Annotated in this window: 20 protein-coding genes and 1 rRNA gene; 8 read left to right on the top strand and 13 right to left on the bottom strand. The window is 69.9% G+C overall.

All coding sequences use genetic code 11. The features are described 5' to 3' along the window. Positions 1 to 91, top strand: a 5S ribosomal RNA gene (rrf, locus tag ABZ848_RS40015); the annotation flags it as partial. A 68-nt stretch (positions 92 to 159) separates the two neighbouring features. Continuing rightward, on the top strand, positions 160 to 720 hold the full coding sequence (locus tag ABZ848_RS40020; protein WP_360840032.1) for a GNAT family N-acetyltransferase: 561 nt from the start codon (positions 160 to 162) through the stop codon (positions 718 to 720). Between the two features lie 16 nt (positions 721 to 736). Here the strand turns inward: ABZ848_RS40020 and ABZ848_RS40025 are convergent, their stop codons facing one another. The 10 genes from ABZ848_RS40025 to ABZ848_RS40070 all read right to left on the bottom strand — a co-directional run bounded on the left by ABZ848_RS40025 (position 737) and on the right by ABZ848_RS40070 (position 12,949). After that, a complete protein-coding gene (locus ABZ848_RS40025) occupies positions 737 to 2,239 on the bottom strand; it encodes a TraM recognition domain-containing protein (protein WP_360840194.1) in 1,503 nt (500 codons plus the stop codon). A 15-nt stretch (positions 2,240 to 2,254) separates the two neighbouring features. Then, positions 2,255 to 3,682 carry an ATP-binding protein gene (locus ABZ848_RS40030; RefSeq protein WP_242765106.1) on the bottom strand — a complete coding sequence of 476 codons (1,428 nt, stop codon included), beginning with the start codon at positions 3,680 to 3,682 and terminating at the stop codon, positions 2,255 to 2,257. Positions 3,683 to 3,696: 14 nt separating this feature from the next. Continuing rightward, entirely contained in the window at positions 3,697 to 5,256 is a 1,560-nt protein-coding gene (locus ABZ848_RS40035) for an SCO6880 family protein (protein ID WP_360840034.1), read from the bottom strand. Beyond that, complete coding sequence (locus ABZ848_RS40040; RefSeq protein WP_360840036.1) at positions 5,253 to 6,599, bottom strand: hypothetical protein; 1,347 nt, start codon at positions 6,597 to 6,599, stop codon at positions 5,253 to 5,255. The genes ABZ848_RS40035 and ABZ848_RS40040 overlap by 4 nt, the downstream gene beginning before the upstream one ends. Continuing rightward, entirely contained in the window at positions 6,589 to 7,422 is an 834-nt protein-coding gene (locus ABZ848_RS40045) for a hypothetical protein (protein WP_360840038.1), read from the bottom strand. Before ABZ848_RS40045 ends, ABZ848_RS40040 begins: the two co-directional genes overlap by 11 nt. Before the next feature lie 168 nt (positions 7,423 to 7,590). Further along, positions 7,591 to 7,899 carry a hypothetical protein gene (locus tag ABZ848_RS40050; RefSeq protein ID WP_014673544.1) on the bottom strand — a complete coding sequence of 103 codons (309 nt, stop codon included), beginning with the start codon at positions 7,897 to 7,899 and terminating at the stop codon, positions 7,591 to 7,593. 386 nt (positions 7,900 to 8,285) lie between these two features. After that, entirely contained in the window at positions 8,286 to 9,593 is a 1,308-nt protein-coding gene (locus tag ABZ848_RS40055) for a S53 family peptidase (protein ID WP_360840040.1), read from the bottom strand. Between the two features lie 247 nt (positions 9,594 to 9,840). Beyond that, entirely contained in the window at positions 9,841 to 10,122 is a 282-nt protein-coding gene (locus ABZ848_RS40060; RefSeq protein ID WP_360840042.1) for a hypothetical protein, read from the bottom strand. A gap of 197 nt (positions 10,123 to 10,319) precedes the next feature. Then, the gene (locus tag ABZ848_RS40065) at positions 10,320 to 11,684 is read right to left on the bottom strand and encodes a S53 family peptidase (RefSeq protein WP_360840044.1); all 1,365 of its coding nucleotides are present in this window, start codon (positions 11,682 to 11,684) and stop codon (positions 10,320 to 10,322) included. Between the two features lie 290 nt (positions 11,685 to 11,974). Further along, on the bottom strand, positions 11,975 to 12,949 hold the full coding sequence (locus ABZ848_RS40070; protein ID WP_360840046.1) for a zinc-binding alcohol dehydrogenase family protein: 975 nt from the start codon (positions 12,947 to 12,949) through the stop codon (positions 11,975 to 11,977). Between the two features lie 152 nt (positions 12,950 to 13,101). On the opposite strand from ABZ848_RS40070, the gene ABZ848_RS40075 reads away from it, so the two are divergent. After that, complete coding sequence (locus tag ABZ848_RS40075) at positions 13,102 to 13,542, top strand: MarR family transcriptional regulator (RefSeq protein WP_360840048.1); 441 nt, start codon at positions 13,102 to 13,104, stop codon at positions 13,540 to 13,542. Positions 13,543 to 13,897: 355 nt separating this feature from the next. Here the strand turns inward: ABZ848_RS40075 and ABZ848_RS40080 are convergent, their stop codons facing one another. Continuing rightward, positions 13,898 to 14,329 (bottom strand): SRPBCC family protein, encoded by a 432-nt coding sequence (locus tag ABZ848_RS40080; RefSeq protein ID WP_360840050.1) that lies wholly within the window; start codon positions 14,327 to 14,329, stop codon positions 13,898 to 13,900. A 12-nt stretch (positions 14,330 to 14,341) separates the two neighbouring features. Continuing rightward, entirely contained in the window at positions 14,342 to 14,962 is a 621-nt protein-coding gene (locus ABZ848_RS40085; protein ID WP_360840052.1) for a TetR/AcrR family transcriptional regulator, read from the bottom strand. Between the two features lie 41 nt (positions 14,963 to 15,003). Between ABZ848_RS40085 and ABZ848_RS40090 the strand changes: the two genes are divergently transcribed. The 4 genes from ABZ848_RS40090 to ABZ848_RS40105 all read left to right on the top strand — a co-directional run bounded on the left by ABZ848_RS40090 (position 15,004) and on the right by ABZ848_RS40105 (position 18,831). After that, positions 15,004 to 15,771, top strand: a complete 768-nt coding sequence (locus ABZ848_RS40090; RefSeq protein ID WP_360840054.1) for an SDR family oxidoreductase — start codon at positions 15,004 to 15,006, stop codon at positions 15,769 to 15,771. Between the two features lie 205 nt (positions 15,772 to 15,976). Beyond that, positions 15,977 to 16,756: a trypsin-like peptidase domain-containing protein gene (locus tag ABZ848_RS40095; protein ID WP_360840056.1), complete on the top strand. Its 780-nt coding sequence runs from the start codon at positions 15,977 to 15,979 to the stop codon at positions 16,754 to 16,756. A 138-nt stretch (positions 16,757 to 16,894) separates the two neighbouring features. Then, positions 16,895 to 17,902 carry a bifunctional lytic transglycosylase/C40 family peptidase gene (locus ABZ848_RS40100; RefSeq protein ID WP_360840195.1) on the top strand — a complete coding sequence of 336 codons (1,008 nt, stop codon included), beginning with the start codon at positions 16,895 to 16,897 and terminating at the stop codon, positions 17,900 to 17,902. A gap of 221 nt (positions 17,903 to 18,123) precedes the next feature. Then, positions 18,124 to 18,831, top strand: coding sequence for a phosphatase PAP2 family protein (locus tag ABZ848_RS40105; RefSeq protein WP_360840058.1), 708 nt, complete (start codon positions 18,124 to 18,126; stop codon positions 18,829 to 18,831). Positions 18,832 to 18,834: 3 nt separating this feature from the next. Here ABZ848_RS40105 and ABZ848_RS40110 read toward each other — a convergent pair whose 3' ends face one another. Then, entirely contained in the window at positions 18,835 to 20,391 is a 1,557-nt protein-coding gene (locus ABZ848_RS40110) for an FAD-binding oxidoreductase (RefSeq protein WP_360840060.1), read from the bottom strand. 321 nt (positions 20,392 to 20,712) lie between these two features. Here ABZ848_RS40110 and pstS point away from each other — a divergent pair, with 321 nt between their 5' ends. Beyond that, positions 20,713 to 21,840, top strand: coding sequence for a phosphate ABC transporter substrate-binding protein PstS (gene pstS, locus ABZ848_RS40115; protein ID WP_360840062.1), 1,128 nt, complete (start codon positions 20,713 to 20,715; stop codon positions 21,838 to 21,840). The last annotated feature ends 43 nt before the right edge of the window (positions 21,841 to 21,883 follow it).

Genomic DNA, 21,883 nt, shown 5'->3' on the forward strand with positions numbered 1-21,883 from the left:
GCCCGGTTACATTCCGAACCCGGAAGCTAAGCCTTACAGCGCCGATGGTACTGCAGGGGGGACCCTGTGGGAGAGTAGGACGCCGCCGAACAAATCTTGAAAAAGGCCCACACCAGAAATGGTGTGGGCCTTTTTGCGTTTCCGGCTACTGTGAGGCGCATGAACCACGACCAGTACGTCATCCGCTCCATACGGGCCGACGAGTGGCCCGCCGCCAAGGCGTTGCGGCTCCTCGCGCTCCAGGACCCCGTCGCGCACCTCGCGTTCCTGGAGACGTACGACGAAGCCCTGGGCCGACCGGACTCGTTCTGGAAGGAACGGGCCGAGGGTGCCTGCAAGGGTGCGACCGGGGCGCAGCAGGTCATTGCCGAGGGGCCGGACGGGGAGTGGGTCGGGACCCTGACCGTGCTGGTCGAGGAGGCCGGCACGGTGGACTGGGCCGGGTTTCCCGTCGAGCGGAAGCAGGGGCATGTCGTCGGGGTGTTCGTGCGGGAGGAGCACCGGGGGATCGGGCTGACGGAGGTGCTCTTCGACGCCGGTCTGGAGTGGGCCTGGGCTCAGGGGGCCGAGCGGGTGCGCCTCATCGTGCACGAGGACAACGCCAGGGCCCGGCGTTTCTACGGCAAGGCGGGATTCGCGGCCACCGGCGTCGTCGTACCCCTTGGTGAGAACGGCGAGGAGCGTGAGCTGGAGATGGCCGTCGAGCGGGAGCAGGGCTAGGGCCTGTCCCAGCGGGTCATACCGGTAGTTCGTCGTGCGGCCAGCGGGCGCGGCCCTGTTCGCGGGAGCGGAGCAGGGCCAGGGTCGGCAGGCCCCGGTCCGCTCCGGTGGCCAGGAGCTCCGGGAGCTGGGGAAGCGGAGCCACCGCGGCGACGTCGTCGAGGACGAGCGTCAGTGGTGGGTCGAGGCGACCGGCGGATGACCGTTCGGCCATGCGGCGGCCACGCTCGACCACGCTGGAGACGAGGGCCGTCAGGAGAGGCATCGCGCCTGGATTGGTCCTGGGGTCCTCGATGGACTCCCCCACTACATAAAGCGTGCCCCCTTCGTCGACGAAGGAATCCAAGGCGAGTGCATCGGTTCGGTTGGGTGTGCACGCCTCTCGGATGTTGACCGTGAAGAGGGAGGACAGGGCTCGGCTCGTCAACTCCTGGGCCATGTCACGGCGTTCGGGGTGCGCGGTGAGCGCGGCCTCCAGTTCGCCGGCGGAGCCTGCCGCGGCCTTCGGGTTCGTACGGAGGATGCGGACCGCGTCCTGGATCTGGGTGCCCTGGGACCAGCGGTGGACGTGGCGGATGGTGCGGCCGTCCACCGCGGCGGCGTGCAGATAGCAGCGCAGGAGCGTTTCCGCTGTGGCCGACAGGGCCTGGTCCAGCTTGGCCGTGGGGCGGATGGGGGCCAGCAGGGCGGCGGCCCTTGAGGTCGCCGTCTGCTTGTCCTCGCAGCCTGCCGTGGGGGACCAGTGCAGGCGGGCCGGGGTGTCGCAGCGGTGGGCGGGGTCGTAGAGGTGGACCGGGCCTAGTTTCGCGCGGGCGTCCTTCGTGTCCGACCAGACGGCCGGGTTCGAGGTGACGACGAGGGCAGGGCCCTCCGCGTCGCGTACGGCCTGGGTCGCGGTTTCCTGGCGGCTCGCGGGTGGGGCGTAACGGATCAGGCCGGTCGTCGACAGGCGCTGACCGATGTCCGGGACGATGTCCGGGGGTTGTGGTGTCGGCGCGGGCTCCACGCGTGGCACCGGGACCTCGTGGACCTGGACCTCGGGTGCCTGCTGGGGCGTCGGGTCCGGCTGTGGGAGCGGGTCCGGCTGGGGGAGTGGCTCCTTCGCCGCTGCCGTGGCCCGGTCGATGGCCGCCGCGCGCTCCAGCCGCCGGCGTGCCCGGCCCGCCCGCCATCTCGCTGTCGTACCCATCACGAACACGGTCAGCACGAACAGGACCATCAGCTGGCCGATGAACAGGCCCCAGAACAGGCCGTAGCCGGAGAGCTGGGTCCTGGGGGTGGCCGGCCAGGCGCCTGTGATGTCGTGTGGTTGGCCGATGAGGTGGCGCATGGCCAGGGGGGTGCGGGTGAAGGTGACCGCGTGCGGCCAGGAGCCCTTCGAGAACAGGCCCGCCAGGCCCGTCGCCGACCAGACCAGCAGCGTCATGCCGAGGAGGAAGGCGAGTATGCCGACCAGCAGCCCGTCGGGGATGCCGCCCTGGCCCTCCCGGCGGTCGTGCCGCCGGTCGTCCGGTCTCACCACGTCCGCCTCCCGCTACGCCACCGTCGATTCGGACGAACCGTCGTAGTCGCTCAGGTGCTGCTCCACGAACGCCGCCGCACGTTCCTCCGCCTCCAGCTCGGCGGCGCGCAGGGCGTCGTCGGCCAGGTCACGGTCGGCGGACGACTCGGTCATCGCGCGGTCGGTGAAGACCAGTGGGCGTTCGGTCTCCGTGATCAGGTGTTTGACCACCTGGACGTTGCCGTTGACGTCCCACACGGCGATGCCGGGTGTCAGCGTCGGGATGATCTCGACGGCCCAGCGCGGGAGGCCGAGCACTCGCCCTGTCGACCGGGCCTCGTCCGCCTTCTGGGCGTAGATCGTCCGTGTCGAGGCCATCTTCAGGATCGCCGCCGCCTCCTTCGCCGCCGCGCCGTCCACCACGTCGGACAGGTGGTGGACGACCGCCACGAAGGACAGGCCGAGCCGTCGGCCGAACTTCAGCAGCCGCTGGAACAGCTGGGCCACGAAGGGGCTGTTGATGATGTGCCAGGCCTCCTCGACCAGGAAGATGCGCTTCTTCCGGTCGGGGCGGATCCAGGTGTGCTCCAGCCACACGCCGACGATCGCCATCAGGATCGGCATCGCGATGGAGTTGCGGTCGATGTGGGACAGGTCGAAGACGATGAGCGGCGCGTCGAGGTCGATGCCGACCGTGGTCGGGCCGTCGAACATGCCCCTCAGGTCACCGTCGACCAGGCGGTCCAGGACCAGCGCGACATCAAGTCCCCACGCCCGTACGTCCTCTATGTCGACGTTCATCGCCTCGGCCGACTCCGGCTCGGGGTGCCGTAGCTGCTCGACGATGTCCGTGAGGATCGGTTGGCGTTCGACGATCGTCTCGTTGACGTAGGCGTGCGCGACCTTCAGGGCGAAGCCCGAGCGCTCGTCGAGGCCGTGGCCCATGGCGACTTCGATGATGGTGCGCAGGAGCGCGAGCTGGCCGGTGGTCGTGATCGCCGGGTCGAGGGGGTTGAGGCGGATCCCGTGGTCCAGGGCGGCCATCGGGTCCAGGCGGATGGGAGTTATCCCCAACTCCTCCGCGATGAGGTTCCATTCGCCGACGCCGTCCTCGCCCTGCGCGTCCAGGACGACCACTTGGCGGTCGCGGAAGCGCAACTGCCGTAGGACATACGTCTTCTCCAGCGCCGACTTGCCGTTTCCGGACTCGCCGAGGACCAGCCAGTGGGGGGCGGGGAGTTGCTGGCCGTAGAGCTGGAAGGGGTCGTAGATGTAGCCCTTGCCGGAGTACACCTCGCGGCCGATGATCACGCCCGAGTCGCCCAGCCCCGGTGCTGCCGTGGGGAGGTAGACGGCCTGGGCCTGGCCCGTCGAGGTGCGTACCGGCAGGCGGGTCGTCTCGACCTTCCCGAAGAGGAAGGACGTGAAGGCGTCGGTGAGGACGGACAGCGGATCCCGCATCAGCGAATCAGCCCCTACCTTCGGATTCCGGTGGCGAACGGGAGCGTGTTCACGAAGGCGCGGTGGTGCTCGCGGTCGCACCACTCCAGCTTCAGGTACGACTTTCCGGCCGACGCCCGGATGGTGCGCTTGTCGCGGGCCAGGGCCTCGGGGGAGCGGGAGGAGACCGTGATGTAGCCGACGAGGTTGACGCCCGCGGCGCCGCTCGCGAGGTCCTCGCCGCGCTGGTCGAGACGGTTGTGGGCGGCGATGTCGCGGGGGTCGACCGTGCGGTTCATCTTGGCGGCGCGGGACGCCTCGGCCTCGTCGTTCGTCTTCTCGGTCAGCATGCGCTCGATGGCGACCTCGGTGGGTTCGAGGTCCATCGTGACGGCGACCGTGCGGATGACGTCCGGAGTGTGGACCAGCAGCGGGGCGAGGAAGTTGACGCCGACGGGCGTCATCGGCCACTCCTTCACCCAGGCGGTGGCATGGCACCAGGGCGCGCGGGTGGAGGACTCCCGCGTCTTCGCCTGGAGGAACGTCGGTTCCATGGCGTCGAGTTCGGCCGGCCAGGCGTTGCGCTTGGTCATCGCCTGGATGTGGTCGATCGGGTGGTCGGGGTCGTACATGGAGTGGATGAGCGAGGCGAGACGGCCCTGGCCGAGCGGCTGTCGTACGCGGATGTCGGCCTCCTGGAGGCGCGAGCAGATGTCGGTCAGCTCGCGGGCCATGACGACCGCGAGACCGGCGTCCCGGTCCACCTTCCGGCCGGCCTGCGGCCGTGCCGCGCGGGCCATCGCCTGGGCCTCGGCGGCGAGTTCGCGCGTGTAGTGCATGCAGGCGACGAGATAGGCGCGGTGCTGCTCGCTGCTGGTGGACACCATCGACTGCAGTTGGTCGTACGACGTCTGCAGCCACGGCAGCGACTTGTCGTCGCCGCGCAGGGCGACGTCCTTGGCGTGTGCGTCCGGGTCGGCCGGGAGGGTGCGGGCGAGCATCTGGAGGCGGGTGACGAAGCCGTCCCCGTTGGCGACGTGCTTGAGCAGGGTGCCGAAGCGGTCGACGAGGGCTTCCTGGTCCTCGGAGTCGCGCAGGCCGACGCCGGGGCCCTCGATCTCGATGGCGGCGGTCACCATGCGGCGATCGGCGTGCAGCAGTACGGCGATCTCGTCGGGGCCGAAGGGGGCGGCGAGCCAGGTGATACGACCGATCCCGGGCGGCGGCCCGATCTCGACCTCCCGCCCGTCGAGGCGCGTGCCGGCCTCCATGACCCCTGACCGGTAGAGGGTGCCCTGCTTCAGGGTGCGCTTGTAACTGCGGTTGATCTCGAACCACTTGTAGAAGGTCCGGTGCTTGTACGGCACGTAGACCGCCATCAGGGCCAGCAGGGGGAAGCCCATCAGCAGCACGATGCGCAGGGAGAGGACGGGGACCAGGAGCCCGCACATCATGCCGAGGAACGCGCCCGCGATGATGAGCGCGATCTCGCCGGACTCGCGGTTCCGGCCGACGATCGCGTTCGGCCGGGCGCGGCCGATGAGATATGTACGGCGGGGCGTGACCGGATGGGACAGGTGGGACTCGGTCGTCAACGCCCTTCACCTCCCGTGCGGTTGGTACTGCTGTTGCGGGTGTTGCCGGCGTGCGGGGTGTTCACCGGGCTGGCCGAACGGGGTGCGGGTGCGGCGGAGGGGACAGATCCGCCGCCACCACCGTTCGGGGTCCGGGTGCTGTGGGCGGCGACGCCGCCGCTGACCGGGTTGGCGGGGCGCTGGCCGCCGTTGGAGGACGACTGGCCGCCGCCTCCGTTGTCGTTGGCGCGGGAGCTGTGGGTCTTGATGCCCTGGGCGACCATGGTCGCGGGGGAGCTGATGACGGCGGCGGCCTTGGCCTCGGCGCCCTGCATGATGCGGTTGTTGCGGCCGCTGGCGATCTCGTCGCCGAAGCCGGGGACGAAGCGGTAGATCATCGCGCTGGCGAAGATGGCGAGCAGGATGATGGCGAGGCCGGAGACGACGGCGGAGAAGGAGTCGGGGCCGTTTTCGCTGGACAGTGCGCCGGCGAGGCCCAGCACGATCACGATGATCGGCTTGACCAGGATGACGGCGATCATGATGCCGGCCCAGCGGCGGACGTGGCTCCAGAGGTTCTTGTCGACGAGGCCGGCGTAGACGACGGTGCCGAGGAGGGCGCCGACGTAGAGGAGGGCGGCCCTGATCACCAGCTCCAGCCACAGCACACCCGCGGCGAGGATGCTGACCAGCGACACGACGATCAGCATGATGGGGCCGCCGCCGATGTCGTCGCCCTTGTCGAGGGCGCCGGAGAAGGTGCCGAAGAAGGTGTCCGTCTGGTCGCCGGTGGCTTTGGCGAGGACGTCGGTGACGCCGTCTGCGGCGGATACGACGGTGTAGAGGATCAGGGGTGTGAAGGCTGACGCCAGCACGGTCAGCCAGAGGAACCCGACGGCTTCGGAGATGGCGGTGGTGAGGGGGACGCCTCTTACGGCTCGCTTGGCGACGGCGAGGAGCCAGAGGAGGAGCGTGAGGATGGTCGACGCGGCGAAGACGACGGCGTACTGCTGCAGAAACTTCTGATTGGTGAAGTCGACGTTCGCGGTCTCCTTGACGGCATCACTGAGCTTGTCGATGGTCCAGGAGGCGGCGTCGGCACAGCCCTTGGCGAGGGAGGAGAGGGGGTCGAGGGTGGAGGTGGGGTCCAGGGAGGTGGAGCCACCGGTGCCCTTGTCGTTGCTGCCGCGCTCGCAGTACTTCTTGGCCTCGCCGACGATGAGGTCGCAGGGGTCGCTGCTCTTGGACGGCGAAGGCGAGGGGCTTGGCGCGGCCGCGGCGTGGGTGGCCAGCAGCACGGCGGCCGTCTGTACGGCGGTGACGACTCCGGCGAGCCTGAGCACGCGGTGCGGGTTACCGGGCATACGTGAACCCTCCGTACTCCTGGATGGCCTTGCTGATCTCGTCGGAGGAGGCGGCCTGGTCGTCACTGGGTACCGGTGCGGGGCCGTCCTTCTGGGAGTCCGTGACGATCTTCCAGTCGCCCGCCGACCATTGCAGGTCGAAGGTCCAGGTCTTCCACGTCGAGGTGACGGGGTCGGTGGAGTTCGCCCCGGACATGCCGATGAGTCCCATGTACCAGACCGCGACCTTGGCGGTGCTGTCGCTGTACTGCTGGGCGGTCGACCCCACCGGGATCACGCGTGAGACGAACGTGCTGCCCTGGGGCGGGTTGCCGTTCGCGTCGAGGCCCAGTTTGCTGAGGAAGTCCGTCGAGTAGGCGCCGTCCATGGCGGTCTGCAGCTTCGCGGCCGCGGCGGTCGTGTAGAGGGAGTCGACGATTCTGTGCCGGCTGTCCTTCGTGAACATGCCGGTGGACCCCAGCGCCACCGCATAGTTCGTCGCCGCACTCTGCGCCCCCTGCTGGTCATGCGCGAATCCCGCCGGAATGCCCGCCGCCTTCGACTGGACCGGCTTTGTGCCGCTGGCTGCCGTCGTTGACGTCTCCGGCTTGTTCGCGCCCCCCGCCCCCGAGGACGGCGAGTCGTCGTCTCCGCGGTTCGCGAAGGCGATTGCTGCGATCAGGAGGACCACCACGCCGACCACTGTGATCAGGCTGCGTGAGGACGAGCGGCCGGGGCGGCGGGCGCCGCCGTAGACGTCGCCGCCGCTCTCCGGCAGCCGTGTCCGGGTCTGGCCCGTGCCGCCGTAACCGCCGGAGGCCTCGTGCTCGTCTCCGAGACTCATGCCGCGTACGCCCTCTCCACCTCGTGGATACAGACATACGACGGTAGCCGTGCTGGGGTCCGCGCGGGCGCGGTGTGGTGACTCGACATCAGGGAAACGCAACCTCAGCCGGTGGGCACGACGGGCGGGTGGGGTAGTGGGAAGGACAGGGTGAGGGGGTAACGCCTGCTAGACCGCCATGCCGTACACGATGGTGAAGAGTGTGCCCAGGGAGCCGATGATGAAGACCCCGGTGAGGCCGGCGATGATGAGGCCCTTGCCCTGTTCGGCGCTGAAGGTGTCGCGGAGGGCGGTCGCGCCGATGCGCTGCTTGGCGGCGCCCCATACCGCGATGCCGAGGCAGAGCAGGATGGCCACCGCCATCACGACCTCGATCATCACCTTGGCCTCGTTGCCCAGGCTGCCGAAGGGGCCCCAGTCCGGAGCGATCCCGCCGATGATGGTGTTGATGTCTCCCTTGTCGGCCGCAAAGAGCATGTAAGTCACCGCCCCTGGTGGGTAGTTCCGGTTCGCGTTCGCGTTCGTGTCCTCTGCGTCGGTGCAGAGGGCAGGCTCATTGTCGCCGACAATGCCGTCGTCGTATGTCGACTTGACGTCATTGATTGGCGGGTTTCGTACGAATAGCACGTACGGTCACTCTGTGTATCACGGCAGGTCACGCCGGGCAATGAGGCCTGAGCGGAACCTGTCGTGTGGTTCCGTCGTTGACCCCTTCTATGACCTGGGCCGATTCTGGCGGCCGGTCGGGTGAGTGGTCGAGACGATGTTCTCACGGTCGACTGTGAGCAATGGCCTGCGGGCCCCGGCAGCAGCCGGGGCCCGCAGGCGTTCTGAGGTTGTGTCAGGTGGTGTCGGGTGGTGTGTCAGTTGGCGAAGGCCGTGATGCCTTCCGGGGTGCCCCAGCCGGTCGGGCCGTCGTAACCGGTGGTGGCGGTGCAGTAGTACGAGACGGAGCAGGTGCCGTTGTTGCCGCTCGTCACGTCGTTGAGGTACGAGGTGCCCTTGTAGTCGTACGGGTACTGGGCGGGGTAGGTGCCGCTGGCCGGGGTGCCGGCGAGGGCGTAGACGCCGGCGATGATCGGCGCGGAGACGCTCGTGCCGCCGAAGGTGTACCAGCCGGCGGTGACTCCGTAGGAGTCGTAGACGGAGACGCCGGTCGCCGGGTCGGCCACCGCGGAGACGTCGGAGATCATGCGCTTGGTGCAGCTGGTGTCGGTCTGCCAGGTGGGCTTGGCGTCGTAGGCGGAGCAGCCGGAGCCGGTGCCCTCGGTGGTGCTGGTCTTCCAGACGGTCTCGGTCCAGCCGCGGGTGGTGGAGGACGTGGACAGCTTGGTGCCGCCGACCGAGGTCACGTAGCGGGACGCGGCCGGGTACTCGGCGCCGTAGCCGCTGTCACCGGCGGAGACGGTGATGGCGACACCGGTGTGGTTGAAGTACGACGAGTCGTACGAGGTGTCGGAGGAGGACTCGCTGCCGCCGTAGCTGTTGGACACGAACTTCGCGCCCAGGGTGACCGCCTCGTTCACCGCGGTGCCGAGGTTGGCCATGGTGGCGCTGGTGGCCTCGACCAGGAGGATGTTGCAGTTCGGGCAGATCGCGGAGGCCATGTCGAGGTCGAGGGAGATCTCCTCGGACCAGCCGGCGTCGGAGGAGGGCAGGGAGGTGGTGGAGCCGGTCTGGGAGACCTTCTTGAAGCAGCCGTTGGCCGTGGTGCAGGCCGACAGGCCGTAGTACGAGCGGTAGGTCGCGAGGTCCGCCTCGGCGTTCGGGTCGTTGTACGCGTCGACGATCGCGATGGTCTCGCCCGAGCCGTTGGAGGCGGCGGCGGAGGTCAGGCCGTAGGCGGACCGGAGGTTGGTCGGGCTGTAGCCGGACGGCGTCGAGGCGTCGGCGGCCTTCGGGGTGATGCCGGTCTTTGCGGCCTGCGCCTTCTGGAAGGCGGTGAGACCGCCGGTGACCCGGTAGGAGTTGCAGGCGAGTTCGCCCTCGTGCTTGGGGGTCGCACAGGGGGTCGACACGTAGGTCACCTTGGTGGACGCGGTGGCGGCCGCGTCGGCCTGTACCGCGGTGCCGAGGCCGGCGAAGACCAGCGCGGCGGTGGCGGCGAGGGCGGAGCCGACCCGGCGCCAACCGCGCTGCGTGGAAGGTCTGTTGGGGGGAGTGGAACGCATCGTGCAGCCTCCTGATGTTCCTGATGGGGGTGGAACAGGGGCGGTGCGGGTGCGATGCCGTCGGTACGGGTTCCCCGGCGGCGGGCGGCGGCCCGCGATGACCATCGCTTGTTGAGTACGCGACAACAAGAGGCTTACGGAATTCTGACTTCCGGCTTACTGAACTTGGTTCAGTCCTTTACTCAACCCACAGGAGACTCAAGGGAGTTGCATGGATTCGGGCCCGGCAGGCCGAGGCGGGGACCGGCTAGCGGGTCGTGCACTTGGGGTAGGCCGCGCCCTCGGTGCAGAGGGCGTACGCGCTGCTGCTGACGTCGACCTCCTCCTCGTCGCCGCCCTTCGTGCGGACGTTCAGCTCGTACTCGGTGTGGCAGGTACGGGTCTTCTTCGTGCCCTTGCGCTTCGTCTTGCACTCGTGGTCCGTGTCCTTGCTGACGACCGTGCCGGTGACCGGCTTCGACTTGCTGCACCCGGCCAGTGGCGCGGTGAGTGCGGCGACGGTGAGCAGGACGGCGAGCGTGCGCTTCATGGTGGTTCCCCCGGTGCGTCGTCGGTTGGGCGGCGTCCCGGGGACGATACCGGCAACGGAAAAACGGGCCGCGGCCGGCTGCCGTGACCCGTTTTCCTTTCCCTTTTCCTTTCCGCGCCGCCGAGGAGTCCCCACGTACTCCTCACATCGGCGGCTTCCCCGTGACCCGACGGGGAGGTCGTGCTTCCGGCCGCTGGTCAGCCGGTGAAGGCGTCCAGGCCCTCCGGGGTGCCCCAGCCGGTCGGACCGTCGTAACCGGACTCCGCGGTGCAGAAGTACGCGGTCGAGCAGGAGCCGTTGTTGCCGCTGGTCACGTCGTTCAGCGCGGACGTGCCGGCCGCGTTGTACGGGTACTCGGCCGGGTAGTCGCTGCTGCCCGGGGTGCCCGCGAGGGCGTAGACCGAGGCGATGATCGGGGACGAGGCGCTGGTGCCGCCGTAGGTGTTCCAGCCGGTGCCGTCGTCGCCGTAGGAGTCGTAGACGGAGACGCCAGTGGCCGGGTCGGCGACGGCGGAGACGTCGGCGATCATGCGCTTGGTGCAGCCGGTGTCGGTCTGCCAGGACGGCTTGGCGTCGTAGGAGGAGCAGCCGGAGCCGGTGCCCTCGGTGGAGCTCGTCTTCCACACGCTCTCCGTCCAGCCGCGGCTGTTGGAGGAGGTGGAGAGCTTGGTGCCGCCGACCGCGGTGACGTACCGGGAGGCGGCCGGGTACTCGGCGCCGTAGCCCTCGTCGCCCGCGCTCGCGGTGATGGCGACGCCCGCGTGCTTGTAGTACGAGGTGTCGTACGTCGTGTCGGAGGAGGACTCGGAGCCGCCGTAGGAGTTGGAGACGAACTTGGCGCCGAGCTTGACGGCCTCGTTCACCGCGGTGCCCAGGTTGGCGTCGGACGCCGACTTGGCCTCGACCAGGAGGATGTTGCAGTTCGGGCAGGTCGCGCTGACCATGTCGAGGTCGAGGGAGATCTCACCGGCCCAGCCGCTGTCGGCCGAGGGCAGGGAGGTGGTGGAGCCGGTCTGACTGACCTTGGTGAAGCAGCCGTTGTCCGTGGTGCAGGCGGAGAGACCGTAGTAGTCGCGGTAAGTGGCCAGGTCCTCCTCGGCGTTCGGGTCGTCGTACGCGTCGACGATCGCGACGGTCTCGTCGGAGCCGTTCGAGGAGGCGGCGTCGGCCAGGCCGTACGCCGACTGGATGTCACTGGGGCCGTACCCGGTCGGGGAGTCCGAGGCGGCGTTCGGCTTGATGGTCTTGGGCGTCACGCCCTTCAGTGCGGCCTGCTTCTCCATGAAGGCGGTGGTACCGCCGGTGACCCGGAGGGCGTTGCACGCGGCGAACCCCTTCTTCGGGGTCGCGGCACAGGACTTCTCGTACCGCACGTGCGCCTTGGCGACCTGCGCGGCGATCGTCCGGGCGCTCACCTTGGGGGAGGCAGCGGTGGTGGCGGCGTCCGCGTGCACCGCGGTGCCGAGGCCGGCGAAGACCAGCGCGGCGGTGGCCGCGGCTGCCGAGCCGATCCGGCGCCATCTGCCGGACATGTGGGGGGAGTTGGGGGTGTCCGTACGCAACGTACAGCCTCCTGGGAGTGGTTGACAGAGGCCTGCGGGTGGGGGGACCACCGGTGAGGTTCCCGGTGGGGGCGGCGGCCCGCACCGACCATCGCTTGTTGAGTACGCGACAAACAAGAGCGTTTCGGAATTCTGACTTCCGCATTACTGAAGGGGGTTGGGGGTTTGTGGATCAATGGCGGTGGGATGGCTGGGGGATGGGCACGGCTTGACCCTGGGCACAGGATTCGCACAGGTTGACGCGCGTTGATCGAGGGAGGAGGGGGGCGGGGACGGGGGTGCGGGCGGGGTCACTTGCCGGGGGTGAGGACGATGCGGCGGCCGGGGGCGGTGGGCGCGGTCCAGGCCTGCTCGACCTCGGAGAGGGGGACGGCGAGGGGGTCGATCGCGAAGGCTCCCGAGGTGATCCGCTCGGCCAGCGGCGGGAGTTCGGCGAGGATGCCGGCGGTGCTGACCGAGCCCTGGCCGCTGCCCATCAGCTGGAGGTTCGCGGCGCGCAGGAACTGGGAGGGGAGGGTCAGTTCCAGGCCCGCCATCGAGCCGATCTGGATCCAGGCGAGGGGGCGTGCGCGGTCGGTGCGGGCGGTGAGGAGCGCGGGGAGGGCCCGTTCGGTGACCGGGCCCCAGAGGTAGTCGAGGACGACGTCGGCGTCGGGGGCGCTGGTGGCGGCGAGCCGTTCGGCCGCCTCCTTGGGGTCGCCCTGCAGGGAGACGGTCTCGTCGGCGCCCAACTCCGGGAGCAGGGCGAGGCGTTCGGGGTCGCGGCCGGCCGCCACGACATGTCCGGCGCCGAGGTGCTTGGCGATCTGCACGGCGAGCCGGCCGGCGCTGCCGGTGGCGCCCAGTACGAGGACGCGCGCGCCGGGGTCGAGGGTTACGCGGCGGCGCAGGGCGACCCAGGAGGACATCGCCGGGTTCATCGCGGCGGCCAGGGCGGTCACGCCGTCCGGGTCGGTGTCCGCGGGGAGCGCGACGGCCCGGCGGCGGTCGACGACGGCCTGCTCGGCCATGGTGCCGTGGTCGTCCGGGGCGACGAAGTAGAGGAGCTCGCCGTCGGGGGTGCGGCCGACGCCGTCGATGCCGGGGATCAGGGGGAGGGCGCCGTCGGAGGTGTAGTGGGTGCCGTTGGCGGCGGAGCGGACGCGGGGGTGGAGGGCGGCGGCGAGGACGTCGACGAGGACCTCGTGCGGGCCGTTGGGGGTGGGGGTGGCGGTGGTGTCGTAGCGGGGCGGGGTGTCGAAGGAGTGGACTACGGCTGCGTGCATGGCGGGCCTCCTGGGCATCGGTAGTTTGCGGCACGTACTACATGGGCGTACGGCGACTTGGTTTGCGTCGCGTACTACTGCGACGGTAGTTTGTGCCGCGTACTAGGTCAAGAGGTTTGTGCCACAAACCAAAACCTCCGGAGGAGGCCCGTATGACCGCCGGTGACAGAAGCGACGTCGAGGAGAGCACCGTGGACGCTCTGGTCCAGCTGTCGTTCCTGGTGCAGGGCGTGCTGGGCCGGGTCGCCGCCGAGCACGACCTCTCGATCGTCCAGGTCCGCCTCCTCGCCATCCTGCGCGACCGCCGGCCCGGCATGCTCGAACTCGCCCGCCACCTCGGGCTGGACAAGTCCTCCATGACCGGGCTGGTGGGGCGCGCGGAGAAGCGGGGGCTGGTACGGCGGATCCCGTCACCGGTCGACGGCCGGGGCGTGCTCGTCACCCTCACGCCGGCCGGGCGGGAGCTCGCGGAGCGGGGCGAGGCGGAGATGGACGAACGGATCGGCGAGCTGACCGCGTCGCTGACGGCGGCCGAGCATGTGCAGCTGCGGGGGTTGGCGGCGAAGCTGTTGCAGGGGGCGGTGGTTGGCTGACGCCGGGGGCGCGACGTTGCTGCACTCCGCTGAGCGTCGGGGGCGGTCGGGCCGTTGCGCTCTGCTTACGGCGGGGCTGCGACGTCGCCGTGCTCCGCTGGCGCCGGGGTCCGTGACGCGGCCGTGCACCGTCGGCGCCGGGGTCCGTGACGCCTCTGCGCACCGTCGGCGCCGAAGTCCGTGATGCGCTTCACTTCGCTGGCGCCGGGGTCGGTCGGGCCGTTGTGCTCCGCTGACGCCGGGGCCGCGACGTCGCTGCACTCCGCTTACACCGGGGCCGCGACGTCGCCGCGCTCCGCCGGCGCCGAGGTCTGTGACGCCGCCGTGCCCCGCCGGCGCCGCCGCCCGCGTTGCCCTACGCGGCCCCGCTCTCCAGCCGCCGCTTCAGGTTCCGGTAGCTGATCGGGGCGCCCTTCGTGGCCTGGCGGCGGACAAGGGGGAGGAGGGCGACGCCGATGCCCTGTGGGGCGAAGTCGAGGGCGAAGGTGATGCGGGAGGCGGTGCCGTCGGCGAGGGGCTCGAGCGTCATGTCCATCGACGGGCGCAGGGGGCCGTCCAGACCGCGCGCGGACCAGTGGGTCGGCGGGCGGGAGTCCGTCACCTCCTGGGTGAAGGTGCGCTCCTTCGGGCCGATACGGCGGGTCGTCGTGAACGTACGCTCGTCGCTCGCCGCCCGTGCGCTCACCACGTCGCCCTGCCACTCGGCGAAGTGGGCCGGGTCGGTGACGTAGGCGAAGACCTCGGCGGGCGGGCGGGAGATCTCGATGCTGGAGACGAGGGGTGCCATGGTGCGCCCTCCTCAGGGTGTGTGGGCCTGCGTGTCCTGCTTCCCTGACGGATGGGGGCCGTCGTCTGTGACCGGTGGGCGCGGGTGCATCGCCGCGGCCACGCGGTCGGGCTCCTCGCAAGCCAGCAGGTCGAGGAGCAGTCCGCGTACGAGGGCGAGGGCGCGGGTGGCGCGGGCCTCGGCGAGGGCGGGCGGGGTGTCGGGGGACTGGGCCCGCACCAGCAGGTCGAGCCACTCCCGCGCCGCCTCACCGGCGAAACCGGCCCAGGGCCCGGGGTCCCGGGTCAGGGACAGCAGAAAGGCCTCGTAGGTGAGCCGCACCATGGGGCGCTGGGCCGGGGAGGAGAGGAAGTCCCAGAGCCGGTCGGTCAGGGCTTCGAGACCGCCGTCGTCACCCTTGTCCTTGTTCTCCAGCACCTCGGCCATCATGCGCACCTGCTCGTGCCGCGCCCGCGCCAGCAGCTCTCTGACCAGCGCGTCCTTGCTGCCGAAGAGGTAGAGCAGGACGCGGGGGCTGGTGCCGGTGGCCGCGGCAAGGGGGCGGAGGGAGAGGCCCGTCAGGCCGTGGTCGAGGAGGTAGGCGTAACAGGCGTCGAGGAGTTCCGTGCGGCGGGGTGACGGTGTCGGGGGCACGGGGTTACCGTAACTGAAACGAGTGTTTCAGTGGAGCTGGCATGCGGATGGACGGCCACATGGACTTCGGACTCGACGGGCGTACGGCGCTGGTGACCGGCTCGGTGCGGGGGCTGGGCCTGGAGATGGCGCGCGGGCTGGCCCGGGCCGGTGCGCGGGTCGTCCTCAACGGGCGGGATCCGGCGACGCTGGCGGAGGCCGCCGGGAAGCTGCGCGAGGAGGGGCTCGACGTAGGCACCGCGGCCTTCGACGTCACCGAGCGGGAGGCGGCGCGCGAGGCGGTGACCGGGCTCGGGGACGTCGACGTACTCGTCAACAACGTGGGCCACCGGGACCGGCGGGGCGTGGCGGAGATGACGCCGGACGCGCTGGCCCACCTGCTCGACGTCCACCTGACCTCGGCGTACGCGCTGAGCCGGACGGTCGCGCAGGCTCTGGCGGTACGGGGCGTGCCGGGCCGGATCATCAACGTCTCGTCGGTCATGGGCAGCCTCGGCCGTGCCGGTGACGTCGCCTACTCGGCGGCCAAGGCGGGCCTCGACGGGCTGACGCGGGCGCTGGCGGCGGACCTGGGGCCGAGCGGGACGACGGTGACCTCGGTGGCGCCGGGCACGTTCGCGACCGAGGTCAACGCGGAGCTGGCGGACGACCCGGAGTGGACGCGGTGGCTGCGCAGCCGTACGGCACTGGGCCGTTGGGGCCGGCCGGAGGAGGCCGCCGGGCTCGTGGTGTTCCTGGCGAGCGACGCGGCGTCCTTCATCACGGGGCAGACGATCGCGGTGGACGGCGGGATGACGACGACGTTCTAGGCGGGCTTCCGGATGACGTTCCGGATGACGTTCTGGATGCGGAGGCGGATGTGCCGGGCGGGCCGTACGGTGGATTCGACGCCGGAGAGGTTTGAGCGGGGAGGAACGGAGGGCGGTCCAGCCATGTTCCCGGAGATGTCGTTCACGGAGATATCTCAGTGAACGGCAGACCGTTTCTCACCTTCGTCGGACACAGTGGGCTCCGATGAAGCGCACCCCACGCATCGACCGCCGTCTCGCCAGCCCCCTGTGCGCGGCCGTCGTGCTGCTCGTGCCGGGTCTCACCTCCGCCTCCCTCGCGGCCGCCGACGACGGGCCCGGGCCCTTCGGGGTGACCGCCGTCGCCGCCGCGGACAGACAGACGGCCCGGGTCGGGGCGCTCTTCGGTGCCGACCGGGCCGACAAGCTGGCCGGCGGGCACTTCTGCACCGCCTCCGTCGTGCACAGCCCCAACCGCAACCTCATCGTCACCGCGGCGCACTGCCTGGACGGGGACGACGCCGGGGACCTCGTCTTCGTGCCGGGGTACCGGGACGGGAAGGCGCCGTACGGGGTGTGGACCGTCAAGCGGCGGTTCCTGCCCGACGGGTGGGCCAAGGGGCAGGACGAGGACAGCGACGTCGCGTTCGCCGTGCTCGGCGAGGAGAAGGGGGAGGGGATCGAGGACGTCGTCGGGGCCGACCGGTTCGTCACCGGTACGGCCACCGGGGCCACCGCCGTCACCGTCACCGGGTATCCCAACTCCCGCGAGGTGCCGGTCAGTTGCACCAACAAGCCGACCCCGCACAGCCCTACCCAGCAGCGCATCGACTGCCCCGACCTCAGCGGCGGGACCAGCGGCAGCCCCTGGGTGAACGGGGACCAGGAGGTCGTGGGGATCCTCGGCGGGCACGAACAGGGCGGGAACACCGACGACATCTCGTACAGCGTGGTGCTGGGAACGGAAGCGGCGGAGCTCTACAAGGACGCCGCGGCCGATCCCTGATCCGGTCGCGCCGCCGCCTCCCGCTCCAGGTCGCGCGGGTGACCTCTGACCTGTTTTCGCTCCTGTGTGATCACCCCGGAAGACAGCCCCCGCCCCTACACTGACCTGGGCTATGGACTGCTGGGCGGCGAGGGGCGGTTGACGGTGCGTAAGGCGTGGGTCATCGCCGGGGTCGCCGTCGGCTCCGCCCTGTCCTTCGTGATGCTGCTCGTCGTCGGGGTGTACGTCGTCGCCGGGAACCTCGTCAACGGGGTCGGTGGCGGGACCAAGGCGCTCGCCAAGGGGTCGGTGCCCGCCGCCTATTCGGCCATCGTGCAGAAGTGGGGCAACCTCTGCTCCGCCATCAACCCCGCACTGCTCGCCGCCCAGCTGTACCAGGAGAGCGGCTTCAACCCGAACGCTAAGAGCGCGGCGGCCGCGGAGGGGATAGCGCAGTTCATCCCGGGCACCTGGGCCACCCACGGAATCGACGGAAACGGCGACGGCGTCAAGAACGTCTGGGATCCGCAGGACGCCATCCCGTCCGCCGCGTCGTACGACTGCAAACTCGCCTCGTACGTGAAGGACGTACCCGGGAACCTGACCGAAAACATGCTCGCCTCGTACAACGCCGGGGCCTACGCGGTGATCAAGTACGGGGGCGTGCCGCCGTACAAGGAGACCCGGAACTACGTCAAGACCATCACGACGCTCGAGGAGAGCTTCGCGGCGCCCGTCACGCGGGTCGATCCCAGCAAGCAGGCCGCCGGGGCGATCTACTACGCGCAGAAGAAGCTGGGGACGCCCTATCTGTGGGGCGGGAACGGGACCGCCGCGGACAACGGGCGTTTCGACTGCTCGGGGCTGACGAAGGCGGCGTACGAGAGCGTGGGTGTGACGCTTCCGCGCGTCGCGAACGATCAGTACAACGCCGGTCCGCACCCCAAGCGGAGCGAGCTGCTGCCCGGCGACCTCGTGTTCTTCTCGGACGACCTCACCGACTCCCGGGCCATCCGGCATGTGGGGATTTACGTCGGCGGCGGGTACATGATCGACGCGCCCCGGACGGGGGCCGTGATCCGGTTCGACCCGATCGACACCCCGGATTACTTCGGGGCGACCCGGGTCACCGAAGATGGCGCGAAAGCGTTGCCCACGACGGTGTGAGCCGAGTGTGAACCCACCCCCTGAGCTGGGGGAACGGGTCTCTCTTCGATAACGTCTGCGTGATCATTCGGTGGAGTGTGGAACGTATCAACCGGGGCCGTGCGTTCCTGTTGTCGTAGTCAGCGACGATGTGATCTACGACGTGATCTACAACCACGGGGGTGGGTAGGCGGGCGTGCGCGAGCGCGTCCGGGAGCAGACGACGAAGGGGCCGCAGCACCATGGCTGGACTCGCCGAATCCGGGTCGAACCCCGACGTCGACCTGCTCTATGACATCAACGGCCTGGCCAAGGACGCGCCGCACTGGTTCGACCGGATCATGGAGTACGTCGGCGAGTACGGGATCGTGATCGCGCTGGTGCTGCTCGTGGTGTGGTGCTGGTGGTCCGTGCGCAGGCGGGGCGGCGAGGAGGCGGCCTCCTCGGTCGCCGCGCTGGTGTGGGCGCCGCTTGCCGCGGGCATCGCCGTGCTGGTGAACGTGCCGATAAGGGGTTTCGTGGAGCGGCCCCGGCCCTTCCTCGACCACCAGGGGCTCGATGTCCTGGTCTCCGGGAAGACCGACTACTCCTTCGTGAGCGACCACGCGACGATCGCCATGGCCCTGGGGGTCGGACTGTTCGTCGCCAACCGGAGGTTCGGGGTCGCCGGGATCGGGCTGGCGCTGCTCGAAGGGTTCTGCCGGGTGTACATGGGTGTGCACTACCCGACCGACGTGGTGGGCGGGTTCGCGCTCGGTACGGCTGTCGCGCTGCTGTTGTCGCCGCTGGCCATGGCGCTGCTGACTCCGCTGATGAAGGCGGTCGAGAAGTCGCCTCGGGGCGGGTGGTTCGTGCGGGCGCGGGGGCGGGCGGGGGTAGGGCAGGACGCGCTGATCCCGGGGGCGCGGACTGAGGCGGTGGGGGCGGAGGAACGGGACCTCGCCGCGTAGGAACTACAGCGCCTGTGGATACGTGAAGAACCGGTTCGGGTCGTACTGCTTTTTCACGCTCGCCAGCCGCGTCGCCGCATCCCCGTAATACGCCTTGCGCCAGTTCGTCAGGGTCGGGTCCGTGTAGTTCTGGTACGCCGCGCCCGAGGCGTACGGCTTCATCGCGTCGTGGGTCTTCGTCAGCCAGGACTGGGCTGTTGTGCCCGTCGTGCCCGCGTGCCAGGACGCTATGTACTGGGCCAGCATCCTTGAGCGGCGGTGGACGAAGGCCGTTGCCGTGGGGGAGACGCGGTTGACCGCGCCGCCCAGCGCCGTGAGGGCGATGCTGCCCGCGCCGCCCTGGACCGAGGTGATGTGGGAGAGCAGGGTCTGGATGCCGGCCGACGAGATCGAGCGGTCGAAGAAGTCCGAGCGGGCCGCGTAGGTCTCGCGGCCCAGCGCGCCCTGGGGGTTGCGGCCCGGAGTCGAGCCGGGGAGGTGGCACTGGGCCGCGGTCGGGAAGGACGAGCAGCCCGCGTACGCCTCCATCGCGCCCTCGTACGTGTGCCGCTTCAGCGTGACGCTGCGGGCCGGCGAGCCGACCTGGTCGGCCAGGCGGTCCAGGGCGTTCTGGAGCTCCCCGTAGGTGCCCAGCGAGAACGCGGCGACCGCGACCGTGGGCGAGCCGCCGTTCTCGAGGTGGCAGGAGGACCAGATCTCGTCGGGCTGGTCGGGGCCCCACTCCTGCCACGCCTTGACCACCGCGGCCGCCTTCGACCAGGGCCAGGTGACGTACGCGGAGACGGCCTGCGGGGCCGGGTGGGTCTTGAAGTGCAGTTCCGTCACGACGCCGAAGTTGCCGTTGCCCGCGCCGCGCAGCGCCCAGAACAGGTCCTTGTTGGTCGTGGAGTCGGCGGTGATCTCCTTGCCGTCGGCCGTGATCAGCGTCGCCCGGGTGAGGCTGTCGCAGGTCAGCCCGTACGCCCGGGAGACCACGCCGTGGCCGCCGCCGAGGACCAGGCCGGAGACGCCGACCGTGGGGCAGGAGCCGGCCGGGATCGTCACGCCCTTCGCGGTGAGCCCGCGGTAGACGTCGATCAGCTTGGAGCCGGCGCCGACGACGGCCTGGCCGCCGCCGACCCGGATCTGGTTCAGCCTGGAGACGTCGAGGATCAGCTTGCCGTTCCCGGAGGACCAGCCGGCGTACGAGTGGCCGCCGTTGCGGATCGCCACCTGTATACGGTGGGCGCGGGCGTAGGCGAGGGTCGTCCGGATGTCGTCGGCGTGCGCGACGTAGGCGACCGCCGCCGGCTTCAGCCCGTCGAAGCGGGTGTTGTAGAGCTGGTGGGCCGTCGTCCACTTGCCGTCGCCCGGTCGCACGAGGGTGCCGTCGAGGTCGTGGGCGAGGGCGGTCCAGTTCGCGGGCGCGGCCGCGGCGGACTGGGACCTGATCGACGTACCGGAGGTGCCGGAGGACGAGGACGACGAGGTGTCCGCGTCCGCCGAACCGCCCTTGCACGCGGCCGTGGCGACCGCGGCTATGGCGGCCGCGCCGCCGCCTATGAACGTACGCCGTTCCATGCTCTGCCTCCCGATGGCTCTCGGGGAACGAGACGGCACGCCGAACCCACGGGTTCCAGTGCAAGTGTCACTCCTGTGTCACCGTAGGGCTGGAACCACCATGTGCCCTCCCCGTGAGCATTCCGTGACCTAACCACAACGTCTGCAGGGGTTCACCTCCCGTTCATTTGTGCCAGTCGGCGCCTTCACCTGATCTGCCTAATTTCGGCCCTACGCGATGTGGGTCGTCCCTCGACAGAGGTGCGTCCCCCGTCAAACCAGACTTCGCAATTCCGCACGCCGCCGATTCAGGACGGCGGCTCCTGGAAGGATCTCTTTCAAGTGAAGCTTCAGCGCATGAACCGGCGGGCCCTCGCTCTCGGTGCTCTCGCCGCCTCCGGCGCCCTGGTCCTCACGGCGTGCGGCTCGGACGACAACGGTGACAACGGCGGCGGCAGCAGCGCTTCGGCCTCCACCCAGGCCGGCTCGATCAAGTGCAACGACGCCAAGGGCCAGCTGCTCGCCGACGGCTCGTCCGCGCAGAAGAACGCGATCGACGCGTGGGTCGCGCAGTTCTCCAAGGCCTGTGGCGTCCAGATCAACTACAAGGCCTCCGGCTCGGGTGCCGGTGTCACCTCCTTCAACCAGGGCCAGCTCGCCTTCGCCGGCTCCGACTCGGCGCTGAAGCCTGAAGAGGTCACCGCCTCCAAGAAGGTCTGCACCGGCGGCCAGGGCATCGACCTCCCGATGGTGGGTGGCCCGATCGCCGTCGCCTACAACCTCTCCGGCGTGGACAACCTGGTCCTGGACGCCCCCACCCTGGCGAAGATCTTCGACAGCAAGATCACCAAGTGGAACGACGCCGCGATCAAGAAGCTGAACCCCTCGGCGAAGCTTCCCGACCTGAAGATCCAGGCGTTCCACCGCTCGGACGAGTCCGGCACCACGGACAACTTCACCAAGTACCTGATCGCCGCCACCCCCGACAACTGGAAGTACGAGGGCGGTAAGGCGTGGCAGGCCAAGGGTGGCCAGGCCGCCGCCCAGTCCGCGGGTGTCGCCGCCGGTGTCAAGCAGACCAACGGCGCCATCGGCTACATGGAGCTCTCCTACGTCGCGGACGGCATGAAGGCCGTCTCGATCGACACGGGCGCCAGCGCCCCGGTCGTCCCGAGCAGCGACTCCGCCACCAAGGCCATCGCCGACGCCAAGGTCATCGGCACCGGCAAGGACCTGTCGCTCCAGCTGAACTACACGACCAAGGCCGACGGCGCGTACCCGATCACCCTGGTCACCTACGAGATCGCCTGCGACAAGGGCAACAAGGCGGACACCCTGCCCGCCACCAAGGCGTTCCTGACGTACATCGCCTCCGAGGACGGCCAGGGCCTCCTCAACGGTCTGAAGTACGCCCCGATGCCCGCCGACATCATCGCCAAGGTCCGCACCACCATCGACGGCCTTAGCTGATCTGAGAGTGCGGTCCGGTCCCGGGCCAGTTCCGGGACCGGAC

Source organism: Streptomyces sp. NPDC047081 (assembly GCF_040643775.1).
Taxonomy (GTDB): Bacteria; Actinomycetota; Actinomycetes; order Streptomycetales; family Streptomycetaceae; genus Streptomyces.